This is a genomic window from Clostridium amylolyticum (assembly GCF_900142075.1).
Classification (GTDB): domain Bacteria; phylum Bacillota; class Clostridia; order Clostridiales; family Clostridiaceae; genus Clostridium_AA; species Clostridium_AA amylolyticum.
Genome location: NZ_FQZO01000009.1, coordinates 37944 through 64262, shown reverse-complemented (window position 1 = coordinate 64262; position 26319 = coordinate 37944). Strand labels below are relative to the sequence as shown.

The 26319-nt window shown below is 30.0% G+C and carries 25 protein-coding genes; 20 read left to right on the top strand and 5 right to left on the bottom strand.

The window, feature by feature from the left end; translation table 11 throughout:
• Window positions 1-43 precede the first annotated feature (43 nt).
• A complete protein-coding gene (locus BUA82_RS20830; RefSeq protein ID WP_178140771.1) occupies window positions 44-202 on the top strand; it encodes a hypothetical protein in 159 nt (52 codons plus the stop codon).
• A gap of 88 nt (window positions 203-290) precedes the next feature.
• Complete coding sequence (locus BUA82_RS17190) at window positions 291-614, top strand: hypothetical protein (RefSeq protein WP_073011232.1); 324 nt, start codon at window positions 291-293, stop codon at window positions 612-614.
• A gap of 187 nt (window positions 615-801) precedes the next feature.
• Here the strand turns inward: BUA82_RS17190 and BUA82_RS17185 are convergent, their stop codons facing one another.
• Window positions 802-1173 (bottom strand): bactofilin family protein, encoded by a 372-nt coding sequence (locus BUA82_RS17185; RefSeq protein ID WP_073011229.1) that lies wholly within the window; start codon window positions 1171-1173, stop codon window positions 802-804.
• A gap of 545 nt (window positions 1174-1718) precedes the next feature.
• On the opposite strand from BUA82_RS17185, the gene BUA82_RS17180 reads away from it, so the two are divergent.
• On the top strand, window positions 1719-2951 hold the full coding sequence (locus tag BUA82_RS17180) for an ABC transporter substrate-binding protein (protein WP_073011226.1): 1233 nt from the start codon (window positions 1719-1721) through the stop codon (window positions 2949-2951).
• A gap of 56 nt (window positions 2952-3007) precedes the next feature.
• On the opposite strand, the gene perR is transcribed toward BUA82_RS17180, so the two are convergent.
• Window positions 3008-3442: a transcriptional regulator PerR gene (gene perR, locus BUA82_RS17175; RefSeq protein WP_073011223.1), complete on the bottom strand. Its 435-nt coding sequence runs from the start codon at window positions 3440-3442 to the stop codon at window positions 3008-3010.
• A 441-nt stretch (window positions 3443-3883) separates the two neighbouring features.
• Entirely contained in the window at window positions 3884-5134 is a 1251-nt protein-coding gene (locus tag BUA82_RS17170) for an MFS transporter (RefSeq protein ID WP_073011220.1), read from the bottom strand.
• 290 nt (window positions 5135-5424) lie between these two features.
• On the opposite strand from BUA82_RS17170, the gene BUA82_RS17165 reads away from it, so the two are divergent.
• From BUA82_RS17165 to BUA82_RS17155, 3 genes are all read left to right on the top strand, one after another.
• On the top strand, window positions 5425-5751 hold the full coding sequence (locus BUA82_RS17165; RefSeq protein ID WP_073011217.1) for a hypothetical protein: 327 nt from the start codon (window positions 5425-5427) through the stop codon (window positions 5749-5751).
• A 49-nt stretch (window positions 5752-5800) separates the two neighbouring features.
• Window positions 5801-6511 (top strand): MgtC/SapB family protein, encoded by a 711-nt coding sequence (locus BUA82_RS17160; protein WP_073011214.1) that lies wholly within the window; start codon window positions 5801-5803, stop codon window positions 6509-6511.
• Between the two features lie 130 nt (window positions 6512-6641).
• Window positions 6642-6836 carry a hypothetical protein gene (locus tag BUA82_RS17155; RefSeq protein ID WP_073011211.1) on the top strand — a complete coding sequence of 65 codons (195 nt, stop codon included), beginning with the start codon at window positions 6642-6644 and terminating at the stop codon, window positions 6834-6836.
• Window positions 6837-6886: 50 nt separating this feature from the next.
• Here BUA82_RS17155 and BUA82_RS17150 read toward each other — a convergent pair whose 3' ends face one another.
• Entirely contained in the window at window positions 6887-8362 is a 1476-nt protein-coding gene (locus BUA82_RS17150) for a nicotinate phosphoribosyltransferase (RefSeq protein WP_073011208.1), read from the bottom strand.
• A gap of 132 nt (window positions 8363-8494) precedes the next feature.
• On the opposite strand from BUA82_RS17150, the gene BUA82_RS17145 reads away from it, so the two are divergent.
• The 5 genes from BUA82_RS17145 to BUA82_RS17125 all read left to right on the top strand — a co-directional run bounded on the left by BUA82_RS17145 (window position 8495) and on the right by BUA82_RS17125 (window position 16450).
• On the top strand, window positions 8495-10495 hold the full coding sequence (locus BUA82_RS17145; RefSeq protein ID WP_073011205.1) for an ATP-dependent helicase: 2001 nt from the start codon (window positions 8495-8497) through the stop codon (window positions 10493-10495).
• A gap of 122 nt (window positions 10496-10617) precedes the next feature.
• Window positions 10618-12618 carry a cell division protein FtsA gene (locus tag BUA82_RS17140; RefSeq protein ID WP_073011201.1) on the top strand — a complete coding sequence of 667 codons (2001 nt, stop codon included), beginning with the start codon at window positions 10618-10620 and terminating at the stop codon, window positions 12616-12618.
• 17 nt (window positions 12619-12635) lie between these two features.
• Entirely contained in the window at window positions 12636-13835 is a 1200-nt protein-coding gene (locus BUA82_RS17135; protein ID WP_073011198.1) for a M20 metallopeptidase family protein, read from the top strand.
• A 25-nt stretch (window positions 13836-13860) separates the two neighbouring features.
• Window positions 13861-14829: an RluA family pseudouridine synthase gene (locus BUA82_RS17130; protein WP_073011195.1), complete on the top strand. Its 969-nt coding sequence runs from the start codon at window positions 13861-13863 to the stop codon at window positions 14827-14829.
• A 10-nt stretch (window positions 14830-14839) separates the two neighbouring features.
• On the top strand, window positions 14840-16450 hold the full coding sequence (locus tag BUA82_RS17125) for a putative polysaccharide biosynthesis protein (RefSeq protein ID WP_073011192.1): 1611 nt from the start codon (window positions 14840-14842) through the stop codon (window positions 16448-16450).
• A gap of 51 nt (window positions 16451-16501) precedes the next feature.
• On the opposite strand, the gene spoVB is transcribed toward BUA82_RS17125, so the two are convergent.
• Window positions 16502-18004: a stage V sporulation protein B gene (gene spoVB / locus BUA82_RS17120; protein WP_073011190.1), complete on the bottom strand. Its 1503-nt coding sequence runs from the start codon at window positions 18002-18004 to the stop codon at window positions 16502-16504.
• A 329-nt stretch (window positions 18005-18333) separates the two neighbouring features.
• Here spoVB and BUA82_RS17115 point away from each other — a divergent pair, with 329 nt between their 5' ends.
• From BUA82_RS17115 to BUA82_RS17075, 9 genes are all read left to right on the top strand, one after another.
• Entirely contained in the window at window positions 18334-19062 is a 729-nt protein-coding gene (locus BUA82_RS17115) for a zinc dependent phospholipase C family protein (RefSeq protein ID WP_073011187.1), read from the top strand.
• Window positions 19063-19121: 59 nt separating this feature from the next.
• The gene (locus tag BUA82_RS17110; protein ID WP_073011185.1) at window positions 19122-19724 is read left to right on the top strand and encodes a hypothetical protein; all 603 of its coding nucleotides are present in this window, start codon (window positions 19122-19124) and stop codon (window positions 19722-19724) included.
• Window positions 19633-21312, top strand: coding sequence for a B12-binding domain-containing radical SAM protein (locus BUA82_RS17105; RefSeq protein WP_073011183.1), 1680 nt, complete (start codon window positions 19633-19635; stop codon window positions 21310-21312). The genes BUA82_RS17110 and BUA82_RS17105 overlap by 92 nt, the downstream gene beginning before the upstream one ends.
• A gap of 202 nt (window positions 21313-21514) precedes the next feature.
• Window positions 21515-21841 (top strand): hypothetical protein, encoded by a 327-nt coding sequence (locus BUA82_RS17100; protein ID WP_073011181.1) that lies wholly within the window; start codon window positions 21515-21517, stop codon window positions 21839-21841.
• Window positions 21828-23780, top strand: coding sequence for a V-type ATP synthase subunit I (locus BUA82_RS17095; RefSeq protein ID WP_073011178.1), 1953 nt, complete (start codon window positions 21828-21830; stop codon window positions 23778-23780). Before BUA82_RS17100 ends, BUA82_RS17095 begins: the two co-directional genes overlap by 14 nt.
• 16 nt (window positions 23781-23796) lie before the next feature.
• Window positions 23797-24288 carry a V-type ATP synthase subunit K gene (locus BUA82_RS17090; RefSeq protein WP_073011177.1) on the top strand — a complete coding sequence of 164 codons (492 nt, stop codon included), beginning with the start codon at window positions 23797-23799 and terminating at the stop codon, window positions 24286-24288.
• A 17-nt stretch (window positions 24289-24305) separates the two neighbouring features.
• A complete protein-coding gene (locus BUA82_RS17085; RefSeq protein WP_073011175.1) occupies window positions 24306-24980 on the top strand; it encodes a V-type ATP synthase subunit E in 675 nt (224 codons plus the stop codon).
• Between the two features lie 14 nt (window positions 24981-24994).
• Window positions 24995-25996, top strand: coding sequence for a V-type ATP synthase subunit C (locus BUA82_RS17080; protein WP_073011172.1), 1002 nt, complete (start codon window positions 24995-24997; stop codon window positions 25994-25996).
• Window positions 25989-26303, top strand: a complete 315-nt coding sequence (locus BUA82_RS17075; protein ID WP_073011411.1) for a V-type ATP synthase subunit F — start codon at window positions 25989-25991, stop codon at window positions 26301-26303. The genes BUA82_RS17080 and BUA82_RS17075 overlap by 8 nt, the downstream gene beginning before the upstream one ends.
• Window positions 26304-26319: the final 16 nt, after the last annotated feature.

Here is a 26319-nt window from a genome sequence, read left to right as displayed (position 1 = left end):
ATTTAAAAAACTTTGATTTACATTTGAGAAAGGAGGGTATAAAATGAGGAACTGTTGCAGATCTTTTGATGTATGTACCATTCTTCCTTTATTAATAATACTGAGCAAGTCAGGCTTATTAAAGGATGATAATACCTTCATACTAATACTATTATTCTGGTTATGTGGTGGAGTTAATGCGTTCCCAAGGTGTGGATGCTAATATTAACTAAACTAGAATGATGTTTTGGAGGGCTTAGGCCCTCCAATAAAAAAATATTCTTACATACTATTTTATAGGAGGATAGCTTATGGCAAAACGTAAAGGCAGAAGGGAAGATGATAGAAGTCCCCAAGGTTTTGATACAAATCAATTAATGAGCATGCTAGGAAATGTAGATTTAAATCAGCTTTCATCATTACTTGGTTCCCTTAACACCAATGGATTTAATATAAATAATATGAATTTAGATGGAATTAAAAATCAAAATAATCAAGTGGTGGAAGGTAGAACCTCTGATAAAGACAATACAGTACAGCTTCTTAATTCATTGAAATCATTTGTACCCCCAAATAAGGTTAAAATGGTAGATAAAATAATAGATATGTACTTATCTGGTGAGTTTGATGAATAAGTAAATTTACAATTGAGAATTTAGAATTTAAAATGAAGGAAGAAACTCCTAGCGCAGTTTCTTTAAACTAGTACAAAGCAAAAAACTCCTTAGGGAGTTTTTTTGTTTTGAATTATTTTATTTTTTCATATATTCAAAGAAACTCTTCGAGTTTCCTCATTCATTCTCAATTCTAAATTTTAAATTCTCAATTATCAAATACCTCCTTGCTGTTTTTTTCTACTATCATATTACATTTTCCATCCAGCCATCCACCTTCTCTAATAATAACATTTTTTACGGTGATATCTCCTTTTACTTTTCCAGTACACTCTATAATAAGGGTATTTGCACAAATGATATTTCCATCTACATAGCCGCTAACAAAGGCATTACAGCAGGAAATATTGCCTTTTATTTTACAAGAAGCACCTATTATTAAGTCTTCCTGCCAATCAATATTTCCATCCATTAACCCATCTAGTTTTAATAAACCTTGTCCTTTTAAATTACCTTTAATTGAACATTTTTCTCCTATTAAAGTTTCAATTCTATCGTTTTTTAAATCTTTTTCAAACATTAATACCTCCAAAAAAATTATTTTTTAATGTATAAAGGTACTATCATAAGGCAATACTAAAAATGTAATAAGGAGCTAAGCTCCTATTCTGTTATAAAGCAATTTATAACAGTAAAAACCCCCATCCCCCTTTGGGCCGCACCAGCGGCCCTTTTATTTTTATCCCATAGCTAATATCCCATAATTCCACCACTTCTTTAAGTGGTAGAATAAGGGGTGCTAAGCTCCTGGATAAGTTCTTCTAAGCTTCAGCTGTAAGTATTCCTTTTAAGCAAACTCATCTAAAGCTAAGAATCACTTGATTAATAAAAAAATAATTACCTTAATAAAAATTTATTACATTTCCTATAATATATAAATGATATAATTTATCTTAATTAAATTATATGCACATATTAAAAACTAAATTCTATACACATATTAAAAACTAAATTCTATTCACCTTTGAAAACTTTGTTTTAATTAAATTCTATTGGACAATAATATATTTAATTAATTTACATACAATATATTTAATGAATTTATATTGTAAGGAGGGGTCAATTGTGAAAGGAAAGCAATATTTAGTTATACTAATTTCTTTTTTGTTTATTTTTATTTTTTCTGGATGTAAGAAAAACTCTTCAAATAAGAGCTCTTCTAATAAAAAATTAAACATATATGTTGATATAAAGGATGAAAAGACTAAAGAAGTATTTAAAATTATTATAGATGAATTTGAAAAGGAAAATAAAAATGTTGAATTAAACATAATGAATTCTATGTCAAAATCCAAGATTGATGAAGACATGGCCAAATCAGATAATATAGATATGGTGGTTATTAATAGAAATGTTATGCTTGAGCTTAAAGAGAAGGGAATTATAAGTGATTTATCATCAATATATGAAAAGGTAAATTTAAATCAAAAGTTTTATAGTGCTGTGTGTGCCTATGGAAAGATAGGAGATAAGTATTTCGGAATACCAGTAATACCCTATTCTTTGGAGATTATTTATAATAAGGAATCTATAAAGCAGTTTGGCATAAACAAACTTGATAATTTAAATGATACTGAAATGCTATTTAAACGTATGAAAGAAAAGAATTTAAAGATACCAGTTATATTAAATGAAGAATTAACCCCTAGCCTAGCAGTAGCAGGTTTTGTAGGTAATAATACCATTAATGTAGGTGAACTAGAAAAGTATTACGATGTAGGAAAAGAAAAATATAATAATATTACGTATATGCAAAACTTCTTTTCGGAATTAAATAACTTAGTTAAAGCTTCAGGTATAGATGATAAATTCTTTGAAAAAAAAGATACTTCTGCCATTAAGGATGTAGAAAAAGGGAGTGTCCCAGCTGCTATAGCTATGTCATATGTAAGTAAGGAGCTAAGAGATCTTCCATTAAACATTCTCAGTAGTTATAGCCTATCATCAGTAAAGGTCAACCCTCCAATAATAGTTAATGCTATAATATGTGCCTCTGCAAATTCTAAAAATCAAGAAGATATTAATAAGTTTTTAGAATTTATCATTGAAGATAGTGTACAAAAAAAAATTGCGGATGAAGGTTATATAACAGGAAACAGAGAAGCAAATAAGAATTTTCAAGGGTATTTGCAAAACATAATAAGCCATTTTGAAAATGCAAATGAAAATAACGTTTTATTTTTTTATAATCTACCTGAAAAAATGATATTGCCATTAAATAATGAAGTTGAGAAGGTTTTGGGTGGAAGTTACAGCAATGACCAGTGGAGAAAGGTTATTGAAAATACATATAAATAAGTGTATAAATAAAGCCTAAAAGGAAATGTTTCCTTTTAGGCTTTATTTAAGATCAACTAGTTACTAGTTATATCTTTTTGTTTTTTCTGACAATCACTGCAAATTCCGTAAAAGTATACTTTGTTAGAAATGATTTCATAATTTGAATTCTGTTTTGCAGTTTCATTTAGTTCTGTGAAGCATACTCCAGATAAATCATCTACTCTTGCACAAGACATACATTGTATGTGTGGATGACAAGATGAATTACCATCATATCTAAAATTACCTTCACCAACGTTGATTTCAGACACAAGACCAACTTCAACAAGAGTTTTAAGAGCTTTATACACTGTTGCAAGGCTCATTGTGGGATATTCAGGTTGAAGTGCTTTATATATAGTCTCCGCTGAAGGGTGCTCCATTGTTGATTGAAGATATTTATAGACTGCGATTCTTTGAGGAGTTAGTTTTAGTTTTTTTTCTCTAAAAATACTAGTAATCGTATCCATAAACACCATCCTTATTATTTAGTTAGCTATATTATATAATAAATATTATCAACTGTCAAAAATAATTTTCACAATCATAATAAAAAATTAACACATTTGTTATAATTTTAACTAAAAATCACATTACATGCTTGTAATGAGCTAAAGAATCTGATAAAATAGTAAATAAGTTGTTAAGGAATTAACAATAAAGCCCATGTTCATTTTTTGTTTGAAGAACAGACTTGCTGTTCTTTTTTTTTATCATAAAAATAAACAGGATAATCCTGTCTTATTTTTAGAAGATATCTTTAAAAGAAACCCTTAAGTAAGAGAGCATAATATTAATATATAAAACTCACACCTTTAGTAATAATACTATAAGACTTAAGTATAAAGCAATGTAAATATATTGAAATAATCATACTTAAAATTAAGTAAGTCAATTGCGAAATAACTTTCTTATGCAGGTGCTTTCTTTTCATTTATATATCTAATTAAAAAAGCACCGCTGCTAATAATTCTTATAATAGCTATAATAATTAAGGTAAGGATGATATTGGTTTTATTAAGTATATAATTTGAAATAAGGGGTCCTATGGTTAAAGTTATATTAGTAAAGGTATTATGAAGTCCTATAGAAATAAGCCTGTCTTTTTCTTCAGATACTTCTAGCAGTGAATTTAGTATTACTACGGTAGTACCAGCTGTAAAATACCCACTTATACTGCTGGTTAATGTTAATATCAATAAAGTAGGAGAAAGAACGTATAAAATAGGAGTTATACCCATACCTAGAGTTGCTATTACTACTGCTAAACTGTTACCTTTAGACTTAATAATTTTATTCCAGCTATTAAAACTTAATGCCATAACTAAATTAGAGGACACATTGATAAGGGTAAGCCAAAGTTCATCAGCTTTTAGATAGTTAATTTGATATATATTAAAAATAGACCAACCCATTTGCCAACTAAAATGAAATAGTATAGAACATATCAAAAAAATAATGTACTTTTTATTTTTTAGTATATCTTTTATGTTATTTTGTAAATTAAATGCTATTTTTGTAGCGTTGCAGTTACAATTTAAGGGTTTTAACTTAAAAAAGGTTATTATTTCAATAATTCCAATTACAAAGGATATAATAAAAAACATTACATACAAGTATATAGCACCTTTATTTGTGGATGAAAGCCTTAATATAAGTCCTAATAAGAACATTGCTCCTACTTGAGCAAAGGTGGAAAACTTATTTCTAAGGGAAATTGCGTCTGCTCTGTGTTCAGGGAGAAAAATATCTCCTGTAAAGCTTTGCAAGGATGATGCAGATATAGATTCAGGCAAGTTCATTAAGCTATAAAGAAAAACAAATATTATAGGTTGGAACTGTAAAGGTAAGAATATCACTAATGCAAATAGTAAATTAAATATTCTGCTGCTTATGAAAATGCCTCCCATGAGCTTTTGCTTATGAGAGCTGTTATTCATAATAATTAAGCCTGGTATAGTGGTAAATATAGCAATAAAGCCAGGTAGTGAGCTAATTAACGAATAATGAAGAGAATTACCCCCTAATCTATCTAAAAACTTTACAGCATAAGTTCTAGAGAGGGTAATCATAATGCTAAACAAAATACCATTATAGGTATAGTATTTTAAATTATTATCTATATGTTTTAACTTTTTTCCTAGCTTATTAGTTAAATTCATAAAAAAAATCCCCCATTTTATCCGATAGCTTAGCGCTCTTAATCCTCCCATTTATTCAATTGGTGGTATAATGAGCGCTAAGCTCCTGGATAAGTTCTTCTAAGCTTCAGCTGGAGAGATTATTCCTTTTAAGTAAGTCCATCTGAAGCTAAGAATCACTTGATAATCACTTTATATTATAATGCTGAGAATTTGCATAGTCAATTTAAGGGTACTGTACTTTAGTGATATAATAGTTTAATATCTAATTATATATAATAATATTAATTGCATTGTAGGAGGTAATATATATGAGTAAATATAAAGTTGGAGAGGAATTAATAATAGTTCATAATCCCAATGAAGAAAAGGAAAAGCTGAAAAGCTTAACAGGATTAAACTATGATGGTGATTATGCTCAAATATCCTGGGGGATAAAGATAATTAATGTAGAATATGAGAAACCTAATGTGATTTTAACATATAGAAATCATCAAGGTGATACCAATAAGGTCTTTGCTGTATGCAGAGATATTGCCAACTTTGACAATGAAAAGGTCTTAGAAAAAGCTTTATTAAAAGCATTTCAAAACGAAATAATCAATATTTCTGTGGAGAAGAACTCACCAATTAAATAATTTTTTAATTTTGGTTATAAAAGTTGAAGTTGTTATGGAGGGGTGAGAGGTGCAGTATTATGAAGTAGTGCTAAGAATTTTATTAGCGGTATTAATTGGTGGTGCTATAGGTTATGAAAGAGAATTTAACAACAGACCCGCTGGGCTAAGGACGCATATATTGGTTTGTTTAGGAGCTGCAGTTATTTCACTAATACAAGTATATAGTGTAGAAGAAGTAACTAACATGATATTAAAGCATCCTCAATTAGAAAGTGCATTCAAGGCTGACATAGGAAGAATGGGGGCACAAGTAGTAAGCGGAATAGGCTTTTTAGGTGCGGGAACAATAATGCATGAAAAGGGTTCCATTAAAGGCTTGACTACAGCTGCTAGTCTTTGGGTAGTAGGTTGTATTGGAATAGGTGTAGGTATGGGTTACTATATGCTTAGCTTAACCGCAGGGGCTTGTGCAGTGCTAATCCTAGTATCATTAAAGAAATTTGAAGAGAGATTTGTGGAAAAGCATAAAGTGATTAAATTCGAGATACTTTATACCAATAGAAATAATACATTGCAATACTTGGAGGATTATTTTACTAGAAAAGGTATAAAGGTAACACATATTGAGTATCCTGTGGAAGAAGATGATTTAACTGTAGAAGAAGAACTAGTAAAAAGGTGTTTGTACACTGTTCTTATACCAAGATATTTAAGTTCTACGGATATACTTTATAGCTTAACTAAAAATGAAAATATTATAAAAGCAAATATTATATAAGGGAACCTAAGAGAGGTTCCTTTATAATTTATTAAATTGTCACAAAATACTTTATTTTTTGTTAACTTTAAAATATAATGAATCTATGGTATATTATTGGAAATGTTATAAAGGGTGGAGGGGATGGAATATGAGTCAATGTCCTTTTTGGTCTAATAAAAAAGAAAAGGTTAATTGCTTTGAGGATTGTGTTTTTTATTCCAGAGAAGATGGGGATAGCTGTCCTTTTAAAATTTATCTTGAAAGTAGTAAAATGAACATAAAAGATATTATTGATTTTAATGTGGATGATGAAGAAGGGTTTGCATTTGCTCCTAACTGGTAAATATATTTTTAAGATGTAAAAAAGGTATTGGTTTAAACCAATACCTTTTTTTACTCTTTATATTTTTCAGAATACTTATGAAGCAATTCCTGTTTCATGTTCCAAAGATTATAAGATAGATCCACATAATAAGTGTGTGGGTTTTCAAACCTTAAAACTTCAGGCCATAACCTCTCAGTTTCATTTAAAGCAAATTCCCTTATGGACATTACATCGGGACTTTCATATACAGGTTTACCTTCTTTAAATATTTGAACCATAAGTTCTTTTGCATAATAGTTTGTAAGCTTCTTTTTCTTCCAAGTATATATAGGATCAAATAACTCAAGAGGCTTATTTTCATCAATGGTTTCTCCATTTAGTGTTATTAAATCCGCTACTGCTTTTTTGCTCTTCTTATCAAAGATTCTATAAATTTTCTTGAAACCTGGATTTGTTATCTTTTCTTCATTTTCACTAATTTTTATCTTAGGTATTATATGTCCAGATTCTTCTACTGCTACTAGTTTATACACACCACCAAATACAGGTTCAGAACGAGCAGTGATTAATCTTTCACCTACACCAAAACTGTCTACCGCGGCCCCTTGTGATAAAACATCAGTGATTATATGTTCGTCTAAAGAATTGGAAACCACAATCTTTACATCAGGATAACCCGCATCATCTAGCATTTTTCTACATTCTTTAGAAAGATAGGTAATATCTCCAGAATCTATTCTTACCCCCACAGGTCTTATGCCCATTGGTTTTAGAACTTCATCAAAAACCTTAATGGAATTAGGGATTCCTGACTTAAGTACATTATATGTATCTATTAGAAATACACAATTATCTGGATATATTTTTGCCCATGCCTTGAAAGCCTCATACTCAGTAGGATAAAGCTGTACCCAACTATGAGCCATAGTACCTACTGCAGGAATGTTAAACATTTCTTCAGCTATAGTGCATGCTGTAGAAGAACAACCTCCTATTACTGCTGCCCTAGCACCATATATAGCTCCATCATAACCTTGTGCTCTCCTAGAACCAAACTCCATAACAGGCCTGCCTTCAGCTGCTCTGCATATTCTGTTTGCCTTAGTAGCTATTAAAGTTTGATGGTTTATGGTTAAAAGTATCATGGTTTCTATAAACTGAGCCTGAATTACAGGTCCTCTTACAGAAACTAAGGGTTCGTTAGGAAAAACGGGGTTACCTTCCGGTATTGCCCACACATCGCAGCTAAACTTAAAATTATAAAGGTAATCTAAAAATTCTTCGGAAAAAGTATCTTTAGACCTTAAATATTCTATGTCTTTTTCAGTAAACTTTAGAGAACTTAAATATTCAATTAGCTGCTGTACCCCAGACATTATACAATAACCACCGCCATCAGGAACTCTCCTGAAGAACATATCAAAATATGCGATTTTATCTCCTACACCTACGTTGTAATAGCCATTTCCCATGGTGAGTTCGTAAAAATCCACCAGCATGGTAAGATTTCTTTCATTGGTAACATCAAAATTGGTTTTTTCCATTATTATTCTCCTCTATAAGTGAAATACCATAATAATATTGTAACCTCACAATAAAATTATTACAATATAGTTATTTTAGTCATATAATAAGTTAATAATCATATATATAGTATTTTACAAAAGGAGAAAAAAATGAGTGTTAATTTAGACAAGTGTCAACAAGCAGCGGTTAAAACTGAAAAAAATAAAGTTTTGGTAGTGGCGGCACCGGGATCGGGAAAAACCACTGTAATTATTAATAGGGTATACTATTTAATGAAATATAAAAAAATCAGCGGTGATAATATCATAGTAATTACCTTTACCAGGGCAGCTGCACAAAACATGAAAAAGAGATTTCAAAAACTTTGGGGTAATGACAAGCTTCCATTCTTTGGAACCTTTCATGCTTTATTTTATAAAATACTAAAAAGACATGTGGGAGATATAAAAATAATAGAACCTGGTATTACTTTTAGTATTATAAACAATACCCTCCTTGGTTACTTAGATGAGGTGGGGGAAGACAAAGTTAAAGAAGTGTTAAACAATATATCAGTTTTTAAATGCGGTGGCATGGATATAGAGTATTTTAATCCTTCTATAGACAAAGAGGTATTTATACATTGTAAAAATAATTATGAAAGTTATAAAAAGAAGAATAACCTATGGGATTTTGATGATATTCAGATAGAGACTAAAAGACTTTTTAACAGTAATACAGCCTTATTGGATAGTTATAGAAGGCTATTTAAGCACATCTTAGTAGATGAGTTCCAAGATTGTGATACTCTTCAAATAGAAATAATTAAAATGCTATCAAAAGAAAATACTCTTTTTGCTGTAGGTGACGAAGATCAATGTATCTATACCTTTAGAGGTTCTCAGCCAGAGTGTATGGTGGATTTTCAAAAGCATTTTAACCAAGGAGTAAAATACTTTTTAAACTATAATTATAGGAGTACAAATAATATAGTTGAAGGATCTAAGAGCTTAATAACCAATAATAAAAAAAGGTATGAGAAGGAGATAAAAGCGTATAGACAAGACTATGGTGAAATAAAGGTAAACTATGTTCTTAATGAGGCACTTCAAGCGGATGCTATAGCATCTTACATATATAATGAGAATTGTAAAGGGGTTAATTTTTCTCACCACGCTGTGCTTTTTAGAACCAATCAAGAAGCAAGAAGTTTAATAGATGCCTTTATAAGAAGAAAGATTCCATTTATTATGTTAGACAAGGAATATAATTTTTTTGAACATTTTATATGCAAGGATATACTGGCATATTTAAAGCTAAGCATAGATAATAAAGATAGAGATAGTTTTATTAGAATAATAAATAAACCCTTTAGATATATAAGTAAAAATAGTTTGCTGGAAGTTAAAAACTATACTTATTATTCAGATTGTTTTGAAATACTTAAAAGTAATAAAGATATGCCAGCTTTTCAAATTAAAAATTTAGATAATCTGCAAAAGGACATTGCGGCGTTAAATAAAACTTCTTTGCAAAGCGCTATTAATAGGATAATTATGGAGCTAGGATATTTGGATTATCTTAAAGAATATAGCGTAAAATATAAAGTGCCTTTTGAAGATTTACAGGAATTATTAGAGGATTTTATCCAATCTGCTGAAGAATATAAAAGCATAGTATCTTTTCTGGCTCATGTAGAAGTTTATACAGAAGAAGTGAGGAATAATGCGAGAAAAAGGGAAGGGGATTCTGTAATTATAAGCACCATACACGGGGTAAAAGGTATGGAGTTTAGCAGTGTCTTTATAATAAATTGCTGTGAGGAATTTATTCCTCATAGAAATAGTATGGACAATAATATAGAAGAAGAAAGAAGACTTTTTTATGTAGGGGTAACAAGAGCTATAAATAAACTAAATCTATATGTGCCTAAAAATATATTAGGTAAAAATAAAGAACCTTCACGATTTATAACAGAAAGTTCTTTTAGAGGATTAGCAGAGGCGGAAAATACTTTTAAAAAAGATGATTATATATGCCATAAGGCCTTTAATAAAGGTAAAATCCTAAAAATAGAAGATAATGTTATAGAAATAAGGTTTTCAGATGGTAATTGTAGAAAGTTTGATATGGATATTCTTGTGAAAAATGATTTGATAAAGAAAATATAGCTGAATTACAGCTTACATTGAAACATGTTTTTTAATAATATATAATTTTATTAGGCTCATGTTCAAAAGGATATGAGCTTTAAAGCTACATTTGAAATAACTTAAGGTTAAGAGGGGTTTTTATGATAAGTGATAATGAATATTTATTTGCTTTAGATATTGGAACTAGATCTGTAAAGGGAGTTTTGGGTAAGGTAGAAAATGAAAAGTTTAAAGTGATATGTGAAAAGATAATAGAGCATGAAGAAAGGGCTATGATAGATGGTCAGATTCATGATATTAATAAAGTAGCTCAGGTAGTTTTAAAAATAAAAAAATATATGGAAAGTAAAACAGGTATAATAATTAAAGAAGCTGCTATTGCGGCTGCAGGAAGGTTCTTAAAAACAGTATTATCTAAAAGTAGTATGGAGTTAGAAGAAAATAAAGAAATAAATAATGAAATAATAAGAGCTCTAGAGCTTTCTGCAGTATCTTTAGGGGAGACAACCATTAATAAAGATAATACTGGAAGATTATACTGCGTTGGATATAGTGTTAAAAATTATTATCTCAACGGTTATATAATTTCTAATTTAATAGGGCATAAAGGAGAAAATATAGAAGTTGAAGTTATAGCGACCTTTTTACCAAAGTCGGTGGTGGAAAGCCTTTACTCCGTTATGAATAAGGTAGACTTAAAGGTTATTAATATGACCTTGGAGCCTATAGCTGCCATGGAGGCAGTTATTCCAAAAAGGCTGAGGCTTTTAAATATCGCATTGGTGGACATAGGTGCTGGAACCTCGGATATAGCCATATCTAGTAATGCCTCCATAAGTGCTTTTGGTATGGTACCCAAAGCCGGGGACGAAATTACAGAAGTTTTGGCACAGTATTTAATGGTGGATTTTGCCATGGCAGAAGAAATCAAAAAAAAGTTAAACTTTAAAGAAAAAATAATATATACAGATGTACTAGGGCTTGAAAATGAAGTAGATCCCAGTGACTTAATGAAAGTAGTGTCTCCTATAATAATTAAAATCGCAGAAGAGGTAGGAAATAAGATTATAGAACTAAATAATGGAAAATCACCTGGAGCGGTGTTTTTAATCGGAGGAGGGTCTTATACACCTACTATTTCTGAAGTGCTTTCTAAAGTTTTAAATATTTCCCCTAAAAGGATAGCCATAAAAACTAGAGAAACTGTAGAAGATTGTATTTGTGAAGATCTATCCGCTGGAAGTATAGGGGTAACAGTGTTAGGAATAGCATTGTCCGCTTTGAAAAATATTGGAAAAGATTTTTTGAATATATATCTAAATAATAATATAATAAGTTTATTTAATACTAGAAATAATACTGTAAAAGATGTACTACTTAATGGTGGTATTAACCCTAAATTGCTAGTGTATAAAAACGGTAACAATATTAGATTTACATTAAATAATAATAAGAGAATAGCTTTTGGGGAGCTAGGGAAAAGCGCAGAAATTTATGTGAATGGTAAGCAGTCTACATTAGATACTTTAATTAAAAATGAAGATGATATTTCATTTATTTCTGCCAAAGATGGCCAGGATGCTTCTCCAAGAATATCAGAGTATATGGTAGAGTATGATTCTAAAATGGTTATATATAATGGCGAAAATATATATTTAGATCCTCATATAAATGTAAATGGCAAAGAGGAGGATATTAATTATGTGATTAAGCAAGGGGATATAATAGAAATAAACAATATAACCACTTTAAATGATTTCTTTAATATTTATATTAAAGATAGCAATTTACTAAATAGAATAAAAGTTAATGGTAATAAGTATACCCTTGAGTATAATATAAGAGAAGGAGACCATATTAGCTGTGAAGAAGTAGTTAATAAAGAAGAATACCATCAAATGAATAGTACAAAAAATATTTGTGATAATAATATAAGTGAAAAAACTATAAAAGTAACAGTTAATGATAATGAATGCATACTAAAGGGAAAGAACAGCTATATTTTTATAGATATATTTAATTATATAGATTTTGATTTATCCAGCGCAAAAGGGATAATTACCTTAGAGCTGAATGGTAAAAGTGCAAGTTATTATGATGAGTTAAAAGAAGGGGATAATATAAAAGTTTATTGGAAATAGTAAAGGAGATAATTTTTATGATAGATTTTATTAAAGAAGCAAAAAGTTTAGAGAATGAGCTTATAGAATTAAGAAGAGATTTTCATAGACATCCTGAACTAGGATTTGAGGAATACAGAACATCCTCAAAGATTAAGGAAATATTAAAATCTCAAGGAATTGAGTATAAAGAAGTGGCAAAGACAGGAATTTGTGCTATTATTAATGGCGAAGCAGAAGGAGTAGAACAAGGTAAAACCATCGCTTTAAGGGCAGATATGGATGCTCTTCCTCTTGTAGATAAAAAAGTATGTGACTATACTTCTACAGTGCCAGGTAAAATGCATGCCTGTGGTCATGATGCACATACTACTATATTATTAGGTGCAGCTAAGATATTAAATAATAACAAGGATAAGCTAAAGGGAAAGGTAAAACTTATTTTTGAACCTGCAGAAGAAACTGTAGGTGGTGCTAGATACATGATTAATGAAGGGGTTTTAGAAAATCCTAAGGTAGATGCCGTAATAGGACTACATGTATCAGAAGATGTAGAGTGCGGTAAAATATCCATAAAAACCGGAGTGGTAAATGCAGCTTCCAATCCTTTTACCTTAAAAATAAAGGGTAAGGGAGGGCATGGAGCTCATCCTGAAGCTACCATAGATCCAGTGGTGGCTGCAAGTCATTTTATAGTGGCTATACAAACCATAGTAAGCAGAGAAATACCTCCAGTGTATCCTGCGGTTATTACAGTGGGAAGCATTCAAGGAGGAACTGCTCAAAATATAATACCTGAAGAAGTAACCTTAAAAGGTATCATGAGAACATTAACTAATGAACACAGAAGTTATGTTAAAGAAAGATTTGTTGATATACTTGAAGGAATCTGCAAAAGCTTTAGGGTGTCCTATGATTTAGAAATTGAAGAAAGCTATCCTTGTCTTTACAACGATGATAATATGGTTTATAGAATGGAGAGCACTGCCAAAGATATAATAGGTAAAGATAATGTGTTAAAACAACAGTTTCCAAGCATGGGAGTGGAGAGCTTCGCGTATTTTTCCAATGAAAGGCCTTCGGTATTTTACTTTTTAGGGACTGCAAATGCACAAAGAGGAATAAATAACCCTGCCCATGGCAGCTATTTTGATATAGATGAAAATAGCCTTCATATAGGAGCTGCACTACAGGCAGCTGCAGCTTACAATTACCTTAAGGATAATACTAAAGATTAAAACTAATTAGAATAGGAGAGTTATTATGAATATTGAAATAGGATCCAATGAAGCAGGCCAAAGGTTAGATAAGTTTTTAAGAAAGCTTCTTAAAGATGTACCCCTTAGTGCAATTTATAAGGCATTAAGAAAAGGTGATGTAAAAATAAACGGAAGTAAAAAAAATGAAAAATATCAACTTCAGCTAGGGGATGAAGTGGTGATTAGAGATATCACCACCTCAAGAAAGAAAGAATATAATTTTCAAAAGGTAAATGCAGATCACTTAAAAATTACCTATGAAGATGAAAATATGCTTTTAGTGGAAAAGTGGCCAAATATCCTTGTGCACTCAGATAAAAAAGGCGGAGAACCCACTTTAACAGACTTTGTTTTAACTTATTTAAATGAAAAAGGAGATTATTTACCTGAAAAGGAAGTAACCTTTACCCCAGCATCTTGTAATAGATTAGATAGAAATACATCAGGTATTGTAATTTTTGGCAAGAACTTTGATTCATTAAAGATACTCAATGAAATGATTAGAGAAAGAAAAATAAAAAAATATTATATGGCTTTGGTAAAAGGTAAAATTAAACCTGGCATATATGAGGGATATATAAAAAAGGATGAAGCTAATAATGTATCAAAGATATATAATGATAATGTTAAAAACAGCAAAAAAATAGCCATGGACATAAATGTTATTCAAACTGATGGGCTATATTCTCTTATAGAAATTGAATTAATCACAGGGAGAAGCCATCAATTAAGAGCGCATTTATCACATTTAGGATATCCTATAATAGGTGATGCTAAGTATGGAGATAGTAAAGTTAATACCTTTTTTATAAATAAGTATGGATTGAATTATCAATTCTTATATGCATATAAGGTTATATTTAGAAATTGTGGAGAAAAGCTTGCATATCTAGAAAATAAGACTATTGCAGAAAGTCTTCCTCCAATATTTAAGAAAATAAAGAATGATGTGTTTAAAGTAGTGATTAGATAGGGAGAGGATTATGAAGAAACAATCTACCACTAGGGGGATGGCCATACTTTCAATAGCAGGCATAGTAGTAAAATTATTATCTTTGTTATATGTTCCATTATTGATATCTATAATTGATACCAATGGCTTTGGGGTTTACACTAATACCTATGCGGTATTTACCTGGGTTTATGCTATGACTAATATAGGAATGCAGCCAGCCATTGCAAAGTTAGTAGCAGAGCTAGATGAATCGGGTAATCCTAGAGATGCACTAAAAGCTTTTAAGATATCAAGAACTTTATTATTTATAGTAGGAACTGTAGCCACGATATTACTTATGGTCTTTGCAAAACCTATAAGTGTTGCTACAAAGAACCCAAGAGCTGTTTTATCTCTTATTACTTTAGCACCTACTATAGCTGTTACTTCTGTACTAGTGGCTTATAGAGGATATTTTCAAGGTAAAAATATTATAGCTCCCATTGGTGTGTCACAAGTTATAGAGCAATTTGCAAATGTAATCATAAGCTTAACTTTTGCATATGCATTAATGAAGGTAAGCCTTGAGGCTGGAGTAGCTGGGGGAACCATCGGTACCTCTGCGGGAGCCTTTATATCTATTATTTATATGATATACATATATAACTCAAAGAAGCTTTTTAAAATACCCAAGGGAGCACAAACAGCAGAGAGAAGATATAGCAGCAAATATTTAGTTAAAAAGGTTATTAAATATGGTATGCCCATAACACTAAGTGCTGGTCTTCAAAATTTTGGTACTGTAATTGATGCAACTAACGTAAGAACTAGATTATCCTTTGCTGGGTTTTCTGCGGATAATATAGATAAACTAGCGGGCTATTTAGGTCAATATCAAAACTTAGCTTATGTGCCCTTAGTATTTATTGTAGCTATAACTACCATAGTGCTTCCTGACATATCTAGAGCTGTGATAAATAAAAATAAAGAGACAATAAAAGAAAAGATTGGATTTGCCTTTAAACTAGGATTTATAATTACCATTCCTTCAGCGGTAGGACTAGCAGTTTTAAGTGAAAGTATATACAAATTATTATATTTTAGGGATACATATGGATTTAGGCTTATGATATATGGTTCTTTTATTATGGTTTTAATGGGTGTGGTTCAACTGCAAACCACCATACTTCAAAGCTTAAATAAGTTTTACATAGTAATATATACTCTTTTAGCTGGTTTAGCTGTTAAGATACTTTTAAACTATGCACTTATAGCAAATCCAGATATAAATATATATGGCGCAATTATAGGTGGTTATGTAGGGTATCTTATTACATTTTTATTAAATAGCATAATATTAAGAAAAACCATAAGAAAAAAAATAAGATATTTTTCACTGTTTATAGGGCCAGCTATTGCTTCTAGCTTAATGGGTTTAGTGGTGTTCTTTGTTAACAAATACACACTTTTAATATTAGGAGGAACAAGTCCTTCAAGGATGATTTATGGAATTGCCACTTTCTTGTCTATACTAATGGGAGTTTTAGTTTATGGATATGGATTGATACTTATAGGTATTATTACCAAGGCAGAGGTGCAAAACATGTCTCCAAGGCTGTATAACAAGATTCCTAACTTTGTAAAAAGTAGAATGAGATAATAAAAGAAAAGGTATACCTCTTAGAAATAATATTCTAAGAGGTATACCTTTTTAGCTAGAGGCTTTTTTGGTATAGTAAATAGAAAAAATAAAAAGAGAGAAGCCAAGAAAAATAATAATACAATTCTTTAGAACAAATAAATAATCTGGTATAAGTTTATTGCTAAGGTTTAAAAAATAGTAAATAAACATAGAAAAAAGAAAATAAATAAAAACATTGGTAAAAGATATTTTAAGTTCATAATATTTTTTAATTTCTACAATATTTACAATAACCGTTAATAAAGAAGTAATAATTAGGGTTATTCCATAGCCTAATATATTGATGTAAGAAATAGAAGTTAGAAAGAATAAAAGTATAATCTCAATTACAGAAATAATTACAGAATTTCTTAAAAGTATATTATGCTTACCAATACCGTTTAATATACCATAACTAGTTATAGAGGTGTAAAAAAGCGGAGCTGATAAAGAGGCAAACTTAATAAAGGTACCTAGATCATTTCTTTTAAATAGCATTATACCTAGTGAATTAGGTATGGTAGTACATATCATAATGGTACATATACCAAGAAGAAAAGAAAGTCTTAAAACGTCTTTTATCCTGTTTTCAGAGGAAGCATAGTCTTTCTTGCTAACGCTCTTTGATAAGTCGGGGATGAGTATTGTATTTATAGAGCCTATAATAACCATGGGAAAAAACACTATAACCATGGCCATACCTGTAAATTTACCTATAAGTGTCAATGCTGTGCTATAAGGTATACCAGAAGCTACTAGTCTCCTAGGTACTATCAAGGCTGAGGCTGTAGAGAGAATATTTGTAATAATGCCATTTATACAAAGGGGGATGGATATAATTAGTACATTAAATAATAATTGTGCTCTCCCTTCTGAGGGTTTTCTATAAAACAGTTTATTTTTCTTATCAATTTTATAATAAATATATAATAAGATGAGACTTATTAGTTCACCTAAGCATAGGGAGATGTAGGAAGCGGTTAAGCTTAAAGTCATAGAGCTTGTCCCGATTTTACTTAAAATTATAAGCACCACTGAGATTCTTATACCTTTTTCAAATATATCAATAATGGCTGGTATCATAACCTTTGATACTCCATAAAAATATCCTTTTAAAATATTGGAAAGGGTAATAAAAACCATAGCAGGGCAAATTATTTTTAATGCCATAGAAGTTCTGCTATCTTTTAATATGTTAAAACTTATAAAATCATTAGATACAAAAACCATAGATGCAATAAGAATAGACCATGCTAAATTAAATACTATGGTAGTTTTAATAGTCTTATATAAATTTCCATAATCCTTACTATCATTATAAATGGCAGATATTTTAGATATTGCAGCAAGCATTCCTGCTGACATTATACATATAAATAAATTATAAACAGGCATAACCAAATTATATAATCCCATTCCTTCTGCACCAAGGCTTCTAGAAAGAGTAACAGAAAAAATAAAGCTAAATATTCCAGTGGTGATGTTAGAAAGGGTTAGAATAAACGTGTTTTTATAAAAGTTATCTTTACCCATATAGGCCTCCTTAATTTTACTATCAATAAATAAGTATTCTAAAGGTCATGGGTATATTCTAATATCTATAAAGTAATGATGTGTTATATAGATATTTGTCACTTGTCAAGTGTCTGGAACCTAACATAAAAGTTTACAATTAATCACTAGACAAAAATAAATATTTGTGATAAAACTAAGAGAAAATGATAATGAGATTCAATTATAGTCTCCTAATAGATATTATAAAGATGTATTTCTTAGTATAAAAATATATTAAAGAAACATATTAATAATATAAAGTTGATGTAGACTATATTGAACGAAATTCTAAATGGAAGTGATAACCTATGACAAGAAGATTAGAATTTACTTATGGAAAGATGATAAGAGGAGCAATGATAGTGGTAAATCCAGTTAAAAAGATTGCTGTAAAAACTCACTGCATTGTTCATAAATTTATTAATATACAAGCAATTCAGATTCTTCATAATGATGGGTATGAAGAAGCTGCAGAGTTTTATAGGAAAAATGTTAAGGCTTTAAATGAAGGAGTAACTTGGGCAGATCAAGACTTTAAAAGTTCAAATCACTTTTATCATATAAAAAAGGAAAAGGGGTTATATGGTTTTTCCAATGCCTTGGCTGAGGCTAAAAAGTATCATAACATGGCTGGGAAATTTCTAAATGTAGAAGAAGATTTGACAAAATCAATGTTTTATTTAGGGGCTTCCTGCCATTTAATTCAAGATGCTACAGTACCCCATCACGTTAATAATAAATTGTTAAAAAAACATAGAAAATTTGAACTCTGGATAATAAGAAGACTTTTTAGCGACTATTCTTTTGCCATAGAAAGAGGAACCTTAAGATATGACAAAATAGATGATTATATCAAAAACAATGCTTTAGTAGCATTTGATACCCATGAAAAGTATGACAGCATAGTGGAACTGGAAGAGCGCTATTACAAAATATCAGAAGTTATATTAAAACAAGCTCAAATTACCACCGCTGGATTTTTGTTAGATTTTTATGAAAATTATGTAAAAAAGTATTATAAAAATTCCTCTATATAGAGGAGTTTTTTTCTTTGTGTAGAAGTTATTTAGTTAAGGGAAGATAAGGGGGATACAATATGGGTAATGGTGCTATTATCAATCTTGAAAGCTTTAGTTTTCAAGGGGATGTATTAGATATAAGCTATGACAATATGGGAATTATATATAATATTTTTAAGAGTAACGAAAGTTCTTCTGAGATAGACTATATAGATAATGGCGAAAAACACAAAATGGAGAAAAGTAGTTACGATAATGCTGTGATTTTTTTCTTTTTAAACTCTATGATGGGGAATAAGTCAAAAGTTATTTTTATAGAAGAAATATATGAATATCTAAAAGAAAAAGGTACGCTTTATATTTGGGATATTGATAAAAAGTTAAATATGAGTTATAAGAATAATATTAAGGTTATTTTACCCCAAGGAAATAGTAAAGAGTTCACTTTAAAAGATTATAATATATTTAAAGATTCATCACTTAAAAACACCATTAATATTTTAGAGCCATTTTTTGAATTAGAAGAGTATAAAGCTTGGGATGGAATATACTTCATAAGAGCTAAAAAGAAGGGAAGAGAACTAACTAATGCTAAAAGTATTACTAGTAGGAATAAACTCAAGATACATTCACAGCAACTTAGCAATAAGATATTTAAAGGAATATTCAAGAAATCTTAATTATGAAGGAATATTAAAGGAGTATAGTATTAATGATAGAGTAGAAAATATCCTTGAAGACATTATAATATCCTCCCCGGATATAGTAGCCTTTTCCTGTTATATATGGAATATTGAATATGTAACAAAGCTTACTGAATTAATTAAGAGAGTAAATCCTAATATAGAGATTTTATATGGAGGACCGGAAGTCTCCTATGATAGTATGGAAACTATGAGAGACCATAAGGTGGATTATGTTATTCAAGGAGAGGGAGAAGAGACCTTTAAAGAGTTTTTAAATGCTAAAATAGAAGGAAGCGCTTTAGATTCCATAAAAGGATTGTACTATAGACAAGAAGGAAAAATATTATATAACGGGGAAAGACCATTAATGGACATAAATAATATAGTATTTCCCTATGTATATGAAGAGAATATAGACAATAAGATAGTGTATTATGAAGCTTCAAGAGGATGTCCATTTAACTGCAAATATTGCCTTTCCTCTACCATGCACGGAGTAAGATTTTTAGATATTGAAAGGGTTAAAAAAGACTTAAAGTTTTTTATAGATTCAAAAGTCAAATTGGTTAAATTTGTAGATAGAACCTTTAACTGCAAACACGATTTTGCCATGAGTATATGGAGTTTTCTCATTGAACAAGATACTAATACTTGTTTTCATTTTGAAATCTCTGCGGATTTATTAAAAAAGGATGAAATTGAATTATTAAGAAAAGCAGCTAAAGGAAGATTTCAGTTTGAAGTAGGAGTTCAAACCACTAACAATACAATATTAAATAACATAAATAGATATGTGAACTTTAATGATATAAAGGAGAAGGTACTAGAACTAGAAAAAATAGATAATATTAAACAGCATCTAGACCTTATTGCGGGACTTCCAGGAGAGGATTATTCATCTTTTAAAAATTCCTTTAATGAGGTATTTAAAATAAAGCCTGAAGAAATACAACTTGGATTCTTAAAGCTTTTAAAAGGATCTTCCATGAGAGATGAGGCTGGAAAGTGGGGGATGGAATATTCACCTTATCCTCCATATGAAATTTTAAAAACCAATACTATGAGCTATTTTGAATTATTAGAGTTAAAAAAAATAGAAGCCATGGTAGATAAATATTATAATAGCAGAAAGTTTAATAATATAATTAAGTTTTTTATTGAAAAGTTTCCCACTCCTTTTGATTTTTTCTTAAGTTTAGGACAATTCTTTAATAAAAAAGGATATTTTGCAAGAAGTATTTCTAATACAGAATACTATAAAGTTTTTCTAGAATTTAACGAAGAAGTTTTAATAAGTAACAATTTATTAGAGATACAAGATATAATAAAGTTCGATTATCTTAGATTTAATAAAAAAAGAGGTATACCAGACTTTATAGTAAAAAAAATATCAAAAGAAGAAGAATCTCAAATTAAGACGATGTTTAGGGATAATCTAAAGATTAATGATATTTATATTGAAAAGTTTAGTATAGATATTATGAACTTTGTTATTAATAACGAAATAAAATATAAAGATACATATATAATATTTGATTTGAAAAATACAGATAATATAATTGATATTTTACATTTGGTTTAGCTAAAACGCTAAACCTTTAATGGTTTTTTTAATGTAAATATTAATATAAAGTGTAAAAGTTATATTAATCTCTAGTAAAAAGTTGAAAAATTTATAATAAGTAAGTATAATTATTGTAGTAAAAAGTATTTAATACTATATAAAGTATTAATTCATATTTTATTCATAGTTTTTTAATTATTGCGGTAAGGTGGTGAGATATGTGGCATTAGAAGCTATAAATGAAATTAGAAAGGCAGAAGAGGAAGCAGATTTGCTTATTAAAAATGCTCAGGAAGAAAGTCGAGAGATTATAAAGCAAGGAAATCTAAAGGCTGAAATGAGTTATGATGAAATAATAAAGTCTGCAAAATCACAGTCTGATAATTACTTTAAAAAAGCTGAGACAGAAGGTAATTTAGCATCCGAACCTATATTAAAATTAGGCAGAGAAGAGACAGAAGAATTATTAAATGTATCTCAGGAAAAGTTACAACAAGCAGTAAAATTAGTGGTTGAGAGGATAGTGAAAAATTATGGCCATAATTAACATGAATAAATTTACTTTGCTGGCCTTTGAATCACAAAAGGAAAACATTCTTAAAGAACTTCAGCTATTTGAAGGAGTACAATTTATAAATCTTCAGGATGAAGAATTTATAAAAAATCATGAAGAAATTCAAGATTTACATAAGGATTCTTTAGGAAGTAAGCATGCAGAGTATGAAGAGAATCTCTCAAAGTTAAGATTTTCTCTAGATTTAATCAATAATTACGTGCCTTCAAAATCTGGTTTATTGGCTCTATTGAACAATAAAAGAACTTTAAGCTATGAAGATTTAGATAAAATAGCATCTCAGATAAGCTGGGAAGACCATTGGAAAGAGTTAAGGAAGCTTGATGCCACCTTAAGTGAGCTGGCAAATGAAAAGAATAAGCTAGAAGGAGAAATACAGAGTCTTAGGACTTGGAGTAGCTTCGATGCTCCTTTTCAATATTTAAAAGAGCTTAAAAGTTCAGTTTATTTTATCGGATCTATATCAAAGCAATATGAAGTCAGGTTTATAAATGAATTTAATGAAAAGATTTCAGAAGGCTATTTGGAAATAGTAAATAGAGATAATCAAGACACTTACTTTTTCGTTTTAGGAAGTAAGCATCAAAGGGAAGCCATAGATGATATGCTTAAAAATTATGGTTTTACAAGTTTTACTTTAGCATATGATGGCAAACCTTCTGATGTCATTAAAGAATTTAGAACAAGAATTAATAACATTCATGAGGAAGAAATTAAAATAGGTAAAACTATAGAAGGTTTTAAGGATAAAGTAGAAGATCTTCAGCTAGTTTATGAATATTACAACAATATATTAACCCGTATGGAAGCTTCTAATAATTTCTTAAAGACCAATAATGTAGTAACTATAATTGGATGGGTGCCTACGGAAAATAATAGGGAGTTAGAGGAGCATATTAAAAAAGCTGTAGGTGAAGATTACCACTTAACCTTTGAAGAAGCTTCAGAGGAGGAGGTAGAAGATATTCCTATTAAGCTTAGAAACAATGCCTTTGCTTCTTCTTTTGAAAATATTGTGGAAATGTATAGTTTACCTCTATATAAAGAGGTGGATCCTACTCCAATATTATCGGTGTTTTACTTTATCTTCTTCGGTATGATGCTATCTGATGCAGGTTATGGTCTCATAATGGTCATCGTTTCAGCTATTGCTATGAAGATAATAAAAGATCCTGAAAAAAAGAAGAATTTTAAATTGTTTTTTTATGCAGGTATTTCTACAGTAATTTGGGGTGCCATTTATGGTGGTTGGTTCGGTGATCTGTTTAAAACTTATTTTGGTATAAATATACCTTATGTCATTGATCCACCTCAAAATATAACTCAGATACTTATTCTTTCTGTAATATTTGGACTTTTGCATATATATATAGGTCTTGGTATAAAGGCTTATACCCTTATTAGAAATGGTGACTGGAAAGATGCTATATATGATGTGGGGACTTGGTATGCTACCTTAACTGGAGCAATATTGATGTTTTTAGGTATTGGAGCATTAGGAAAAGTGTTACTAATTATAGGTTTAGTAGGTCTTCTTTTAACTCAAGGAAGAAGTTATCCTACCCTTGCTGGAAAGATAGGTTGGGGCATATATGGTGTTTATGGTATAACAAGCTATTTAGGTGATATAGTATCTTATTCAAGGCTATTAGCCTTAGGGCTTGCCACCGGTTTTATAGCTAATGCATTAAACTTAATAGTTAATTTAATTCCTAAACCTTATGGGTATATTGTAGCTCCATTACTCTTTATACCACTACACACTTTTAATCTTTTAGTAAATGCTTTAGGTTCCTATGTACATGCAGCTAGATTGCAGTACTTAGAATTCTTTAATAAGTTTTATGAAGGCGGCGGTAAAAAATTTATACCTTATAAGCTGTCTGATGAATATATAAAAATAACAAAATAGTTGGGAGGAAATATAAATGACATTTATTCAATGGTTAGTAGAAAACAACGGAGGATTAATATTTGCACTATTAGGTGCGGCTTTAGCCACAGGACTTGCAGGAATTGGATCTGCACAAGGTATTGGAATAGTTGGTGAAGCTGCTGCAGGGTTAATGACAGAGGAACCTGAGAAATTTGGTAAAACATTTATTCTAGTTGCACTTCCAGGTACACAAGGTTTATACGGATTTGTTATAACCCTTATGATTTTATTAAACGTAGGAATATTAGGTGGAAGTACACCAGACTTATATAAAGGTTGTGCATACTTTATGGCATCACTTCCAATAGCTTTAGCAGGTTGGAGATCAGCTATATCACAAGGAAAAGCTGCAGCTGCAGGAATCCAGATATTAGCTAAAAGACCTAATGATGTTATGAAAGGCGTTATCTACGCAGTTATGGTTGAGACATATGCTTTACTTGGTTTCGTTGCTTCCTTATTCATGGTATTAAACATAAAATAGTTTGGGGTGTTGCCTAAATGTCAAATTTAAATAATATTATAAATAAAATACTTGAAGATGCTAAAATCAAAAGTGAAGAAATAATAAAAAATGCCCATGAAGAGGAAGAAAAAGTTATAGCTAAAAAGATCCAAGAAGCAAAGGACTTAGAAAAAGAAATTTTAGATAGGGCTTCAAGAGAAAGCGCAACAAAAAAAGATAGGATAATATCTAATTCGGTGCTTAAAGTAAGAAATGAAAAGCTTGAAGCAAAGCAGAAGGTTATTGATGAAGTATTTCACAAGGCTATAGAAGAATTATCCCATATGCCTATAGAAACTTTTCATGAGTATTTAGTTTCAAAAATAAAAAGTATGGATATTGATGGAGATGAAACCTTAATATTAAGTAATGATTACTTAAAAGCTATGTTAGATAACAAAAATAAAACATTACAAAATGATTTTGTAGAAATGGTAAAAGAGAAATTGCATTTACAAGAAAATCAACCTGAGATAATAAGGAGTATAAATACAGAACTTATTGCTCAAGGCAAAAAAGGAAATATTAAATTAAGCGCTGAAGGAAGAAATTTTAAAGGCGGATTCATACTTGAGAAAAATGGTGTGGAAATCAACAATACCTTTGAAGCATTAGTAAGAAGTTTAAGGGATGAACTTGAGTATGATATAGCTAAAGTGCTTTTTAATTAAAGGAGGGATAACCTATGGATAAAATGATGTTCAATCAGGTAATCCCAAGACTCAGAGTCCTAGAAACAAGACTTTTGGATAAATCAAAGTTAGATAGAATGGTGGATTCAGATACACCTTTAGAAGCATTAAAGGTACTTCAGGAAAGTGAATATTCAATTCATCTTAATAATGTAAAAAGACCTGAAGACTATGAGGTTATGCTTAGCAGTGAGCTAAAAAGAGTATATGATATGTTCTATCAGATGATTCCAGTAAAATCAGTAGTGGACTTTATGAGTTTAAAATATGATTATCATAATTTAAAGGTAATTATTAAAGGAAAAATATTAGGTATAGATTTATCAAACCTTTTAATATCTGTAGGATCTATAGATGTTAATAAGCTTAAATACTATATAGAATCAGAATATTACAGGGATCTGAATCCTATAATGAGAAGGGCTGTGGAAAGCACTTTAGAAGACTATGCTGCAACTTCAGATCCTCAAAATATAGATATTATTCTTGATAGATACCTTTTTGAACACATGCATCAATTGGTAAAAGCCATGGATGATAAATCTATGGAGAAATATTTAGAAACTTTAATAGACTTAACTAATATAAAAACTCTTTTAAGAGTGAAGAGTCAGAATAAGAGCAGGGACTTTTTCAACGAAACTCTTATATCTGGAGGAAATCTAGATAATGAAAGACTAAACAATTTGTATGCAGATTCCGCGGAAAACCTTGCAGGAAGATTGTCTTTTACGGATTATGATAGTATTTTAAGAACTGGAATTGAAGAATATTTACGTACAGGATCCTTAGGAAGCCTGGAAAAAAATATGGATAATTTCATTATTAATTTTATGAAAAAAGCTAAATACATAACCTTTGGTGTAGAGCCTGTTATAGCATATATCTACGCTAAAGAAAATGAAATTAAGCTTATTAGGATAATAATGGTTGGAAAGTTAAACAACGTGCCTCCAGAAGTTATAAGAGAAAGGCTGCGTGATAATTATGCATAAGATAGGAGTAGTAGGAGATAAGGATTCAGTTCTTGCATTTAAAGCTTTAGGTATTGAGGTTTTTCCAGTAATAGAAAAAGAAGAAGCTAGAAAAACCGTCGATAAGTTAGCACTTACTGGATATGGTGTAATATTTGTTACAGAACAAGTAGCTAAGGATATAGAAGAAACCATTGAAAGATATAATAAACAGCTGCTTCCGGCTGTGATATTAATCCCTAGTAACCAGGGAACACTTAACATAGGAATGCAAAGAATAAGTGATAATGTTGAAAAAGCTGTGGGTGTAAACATATTATCAGACTAGTACCTGGTTATACAAT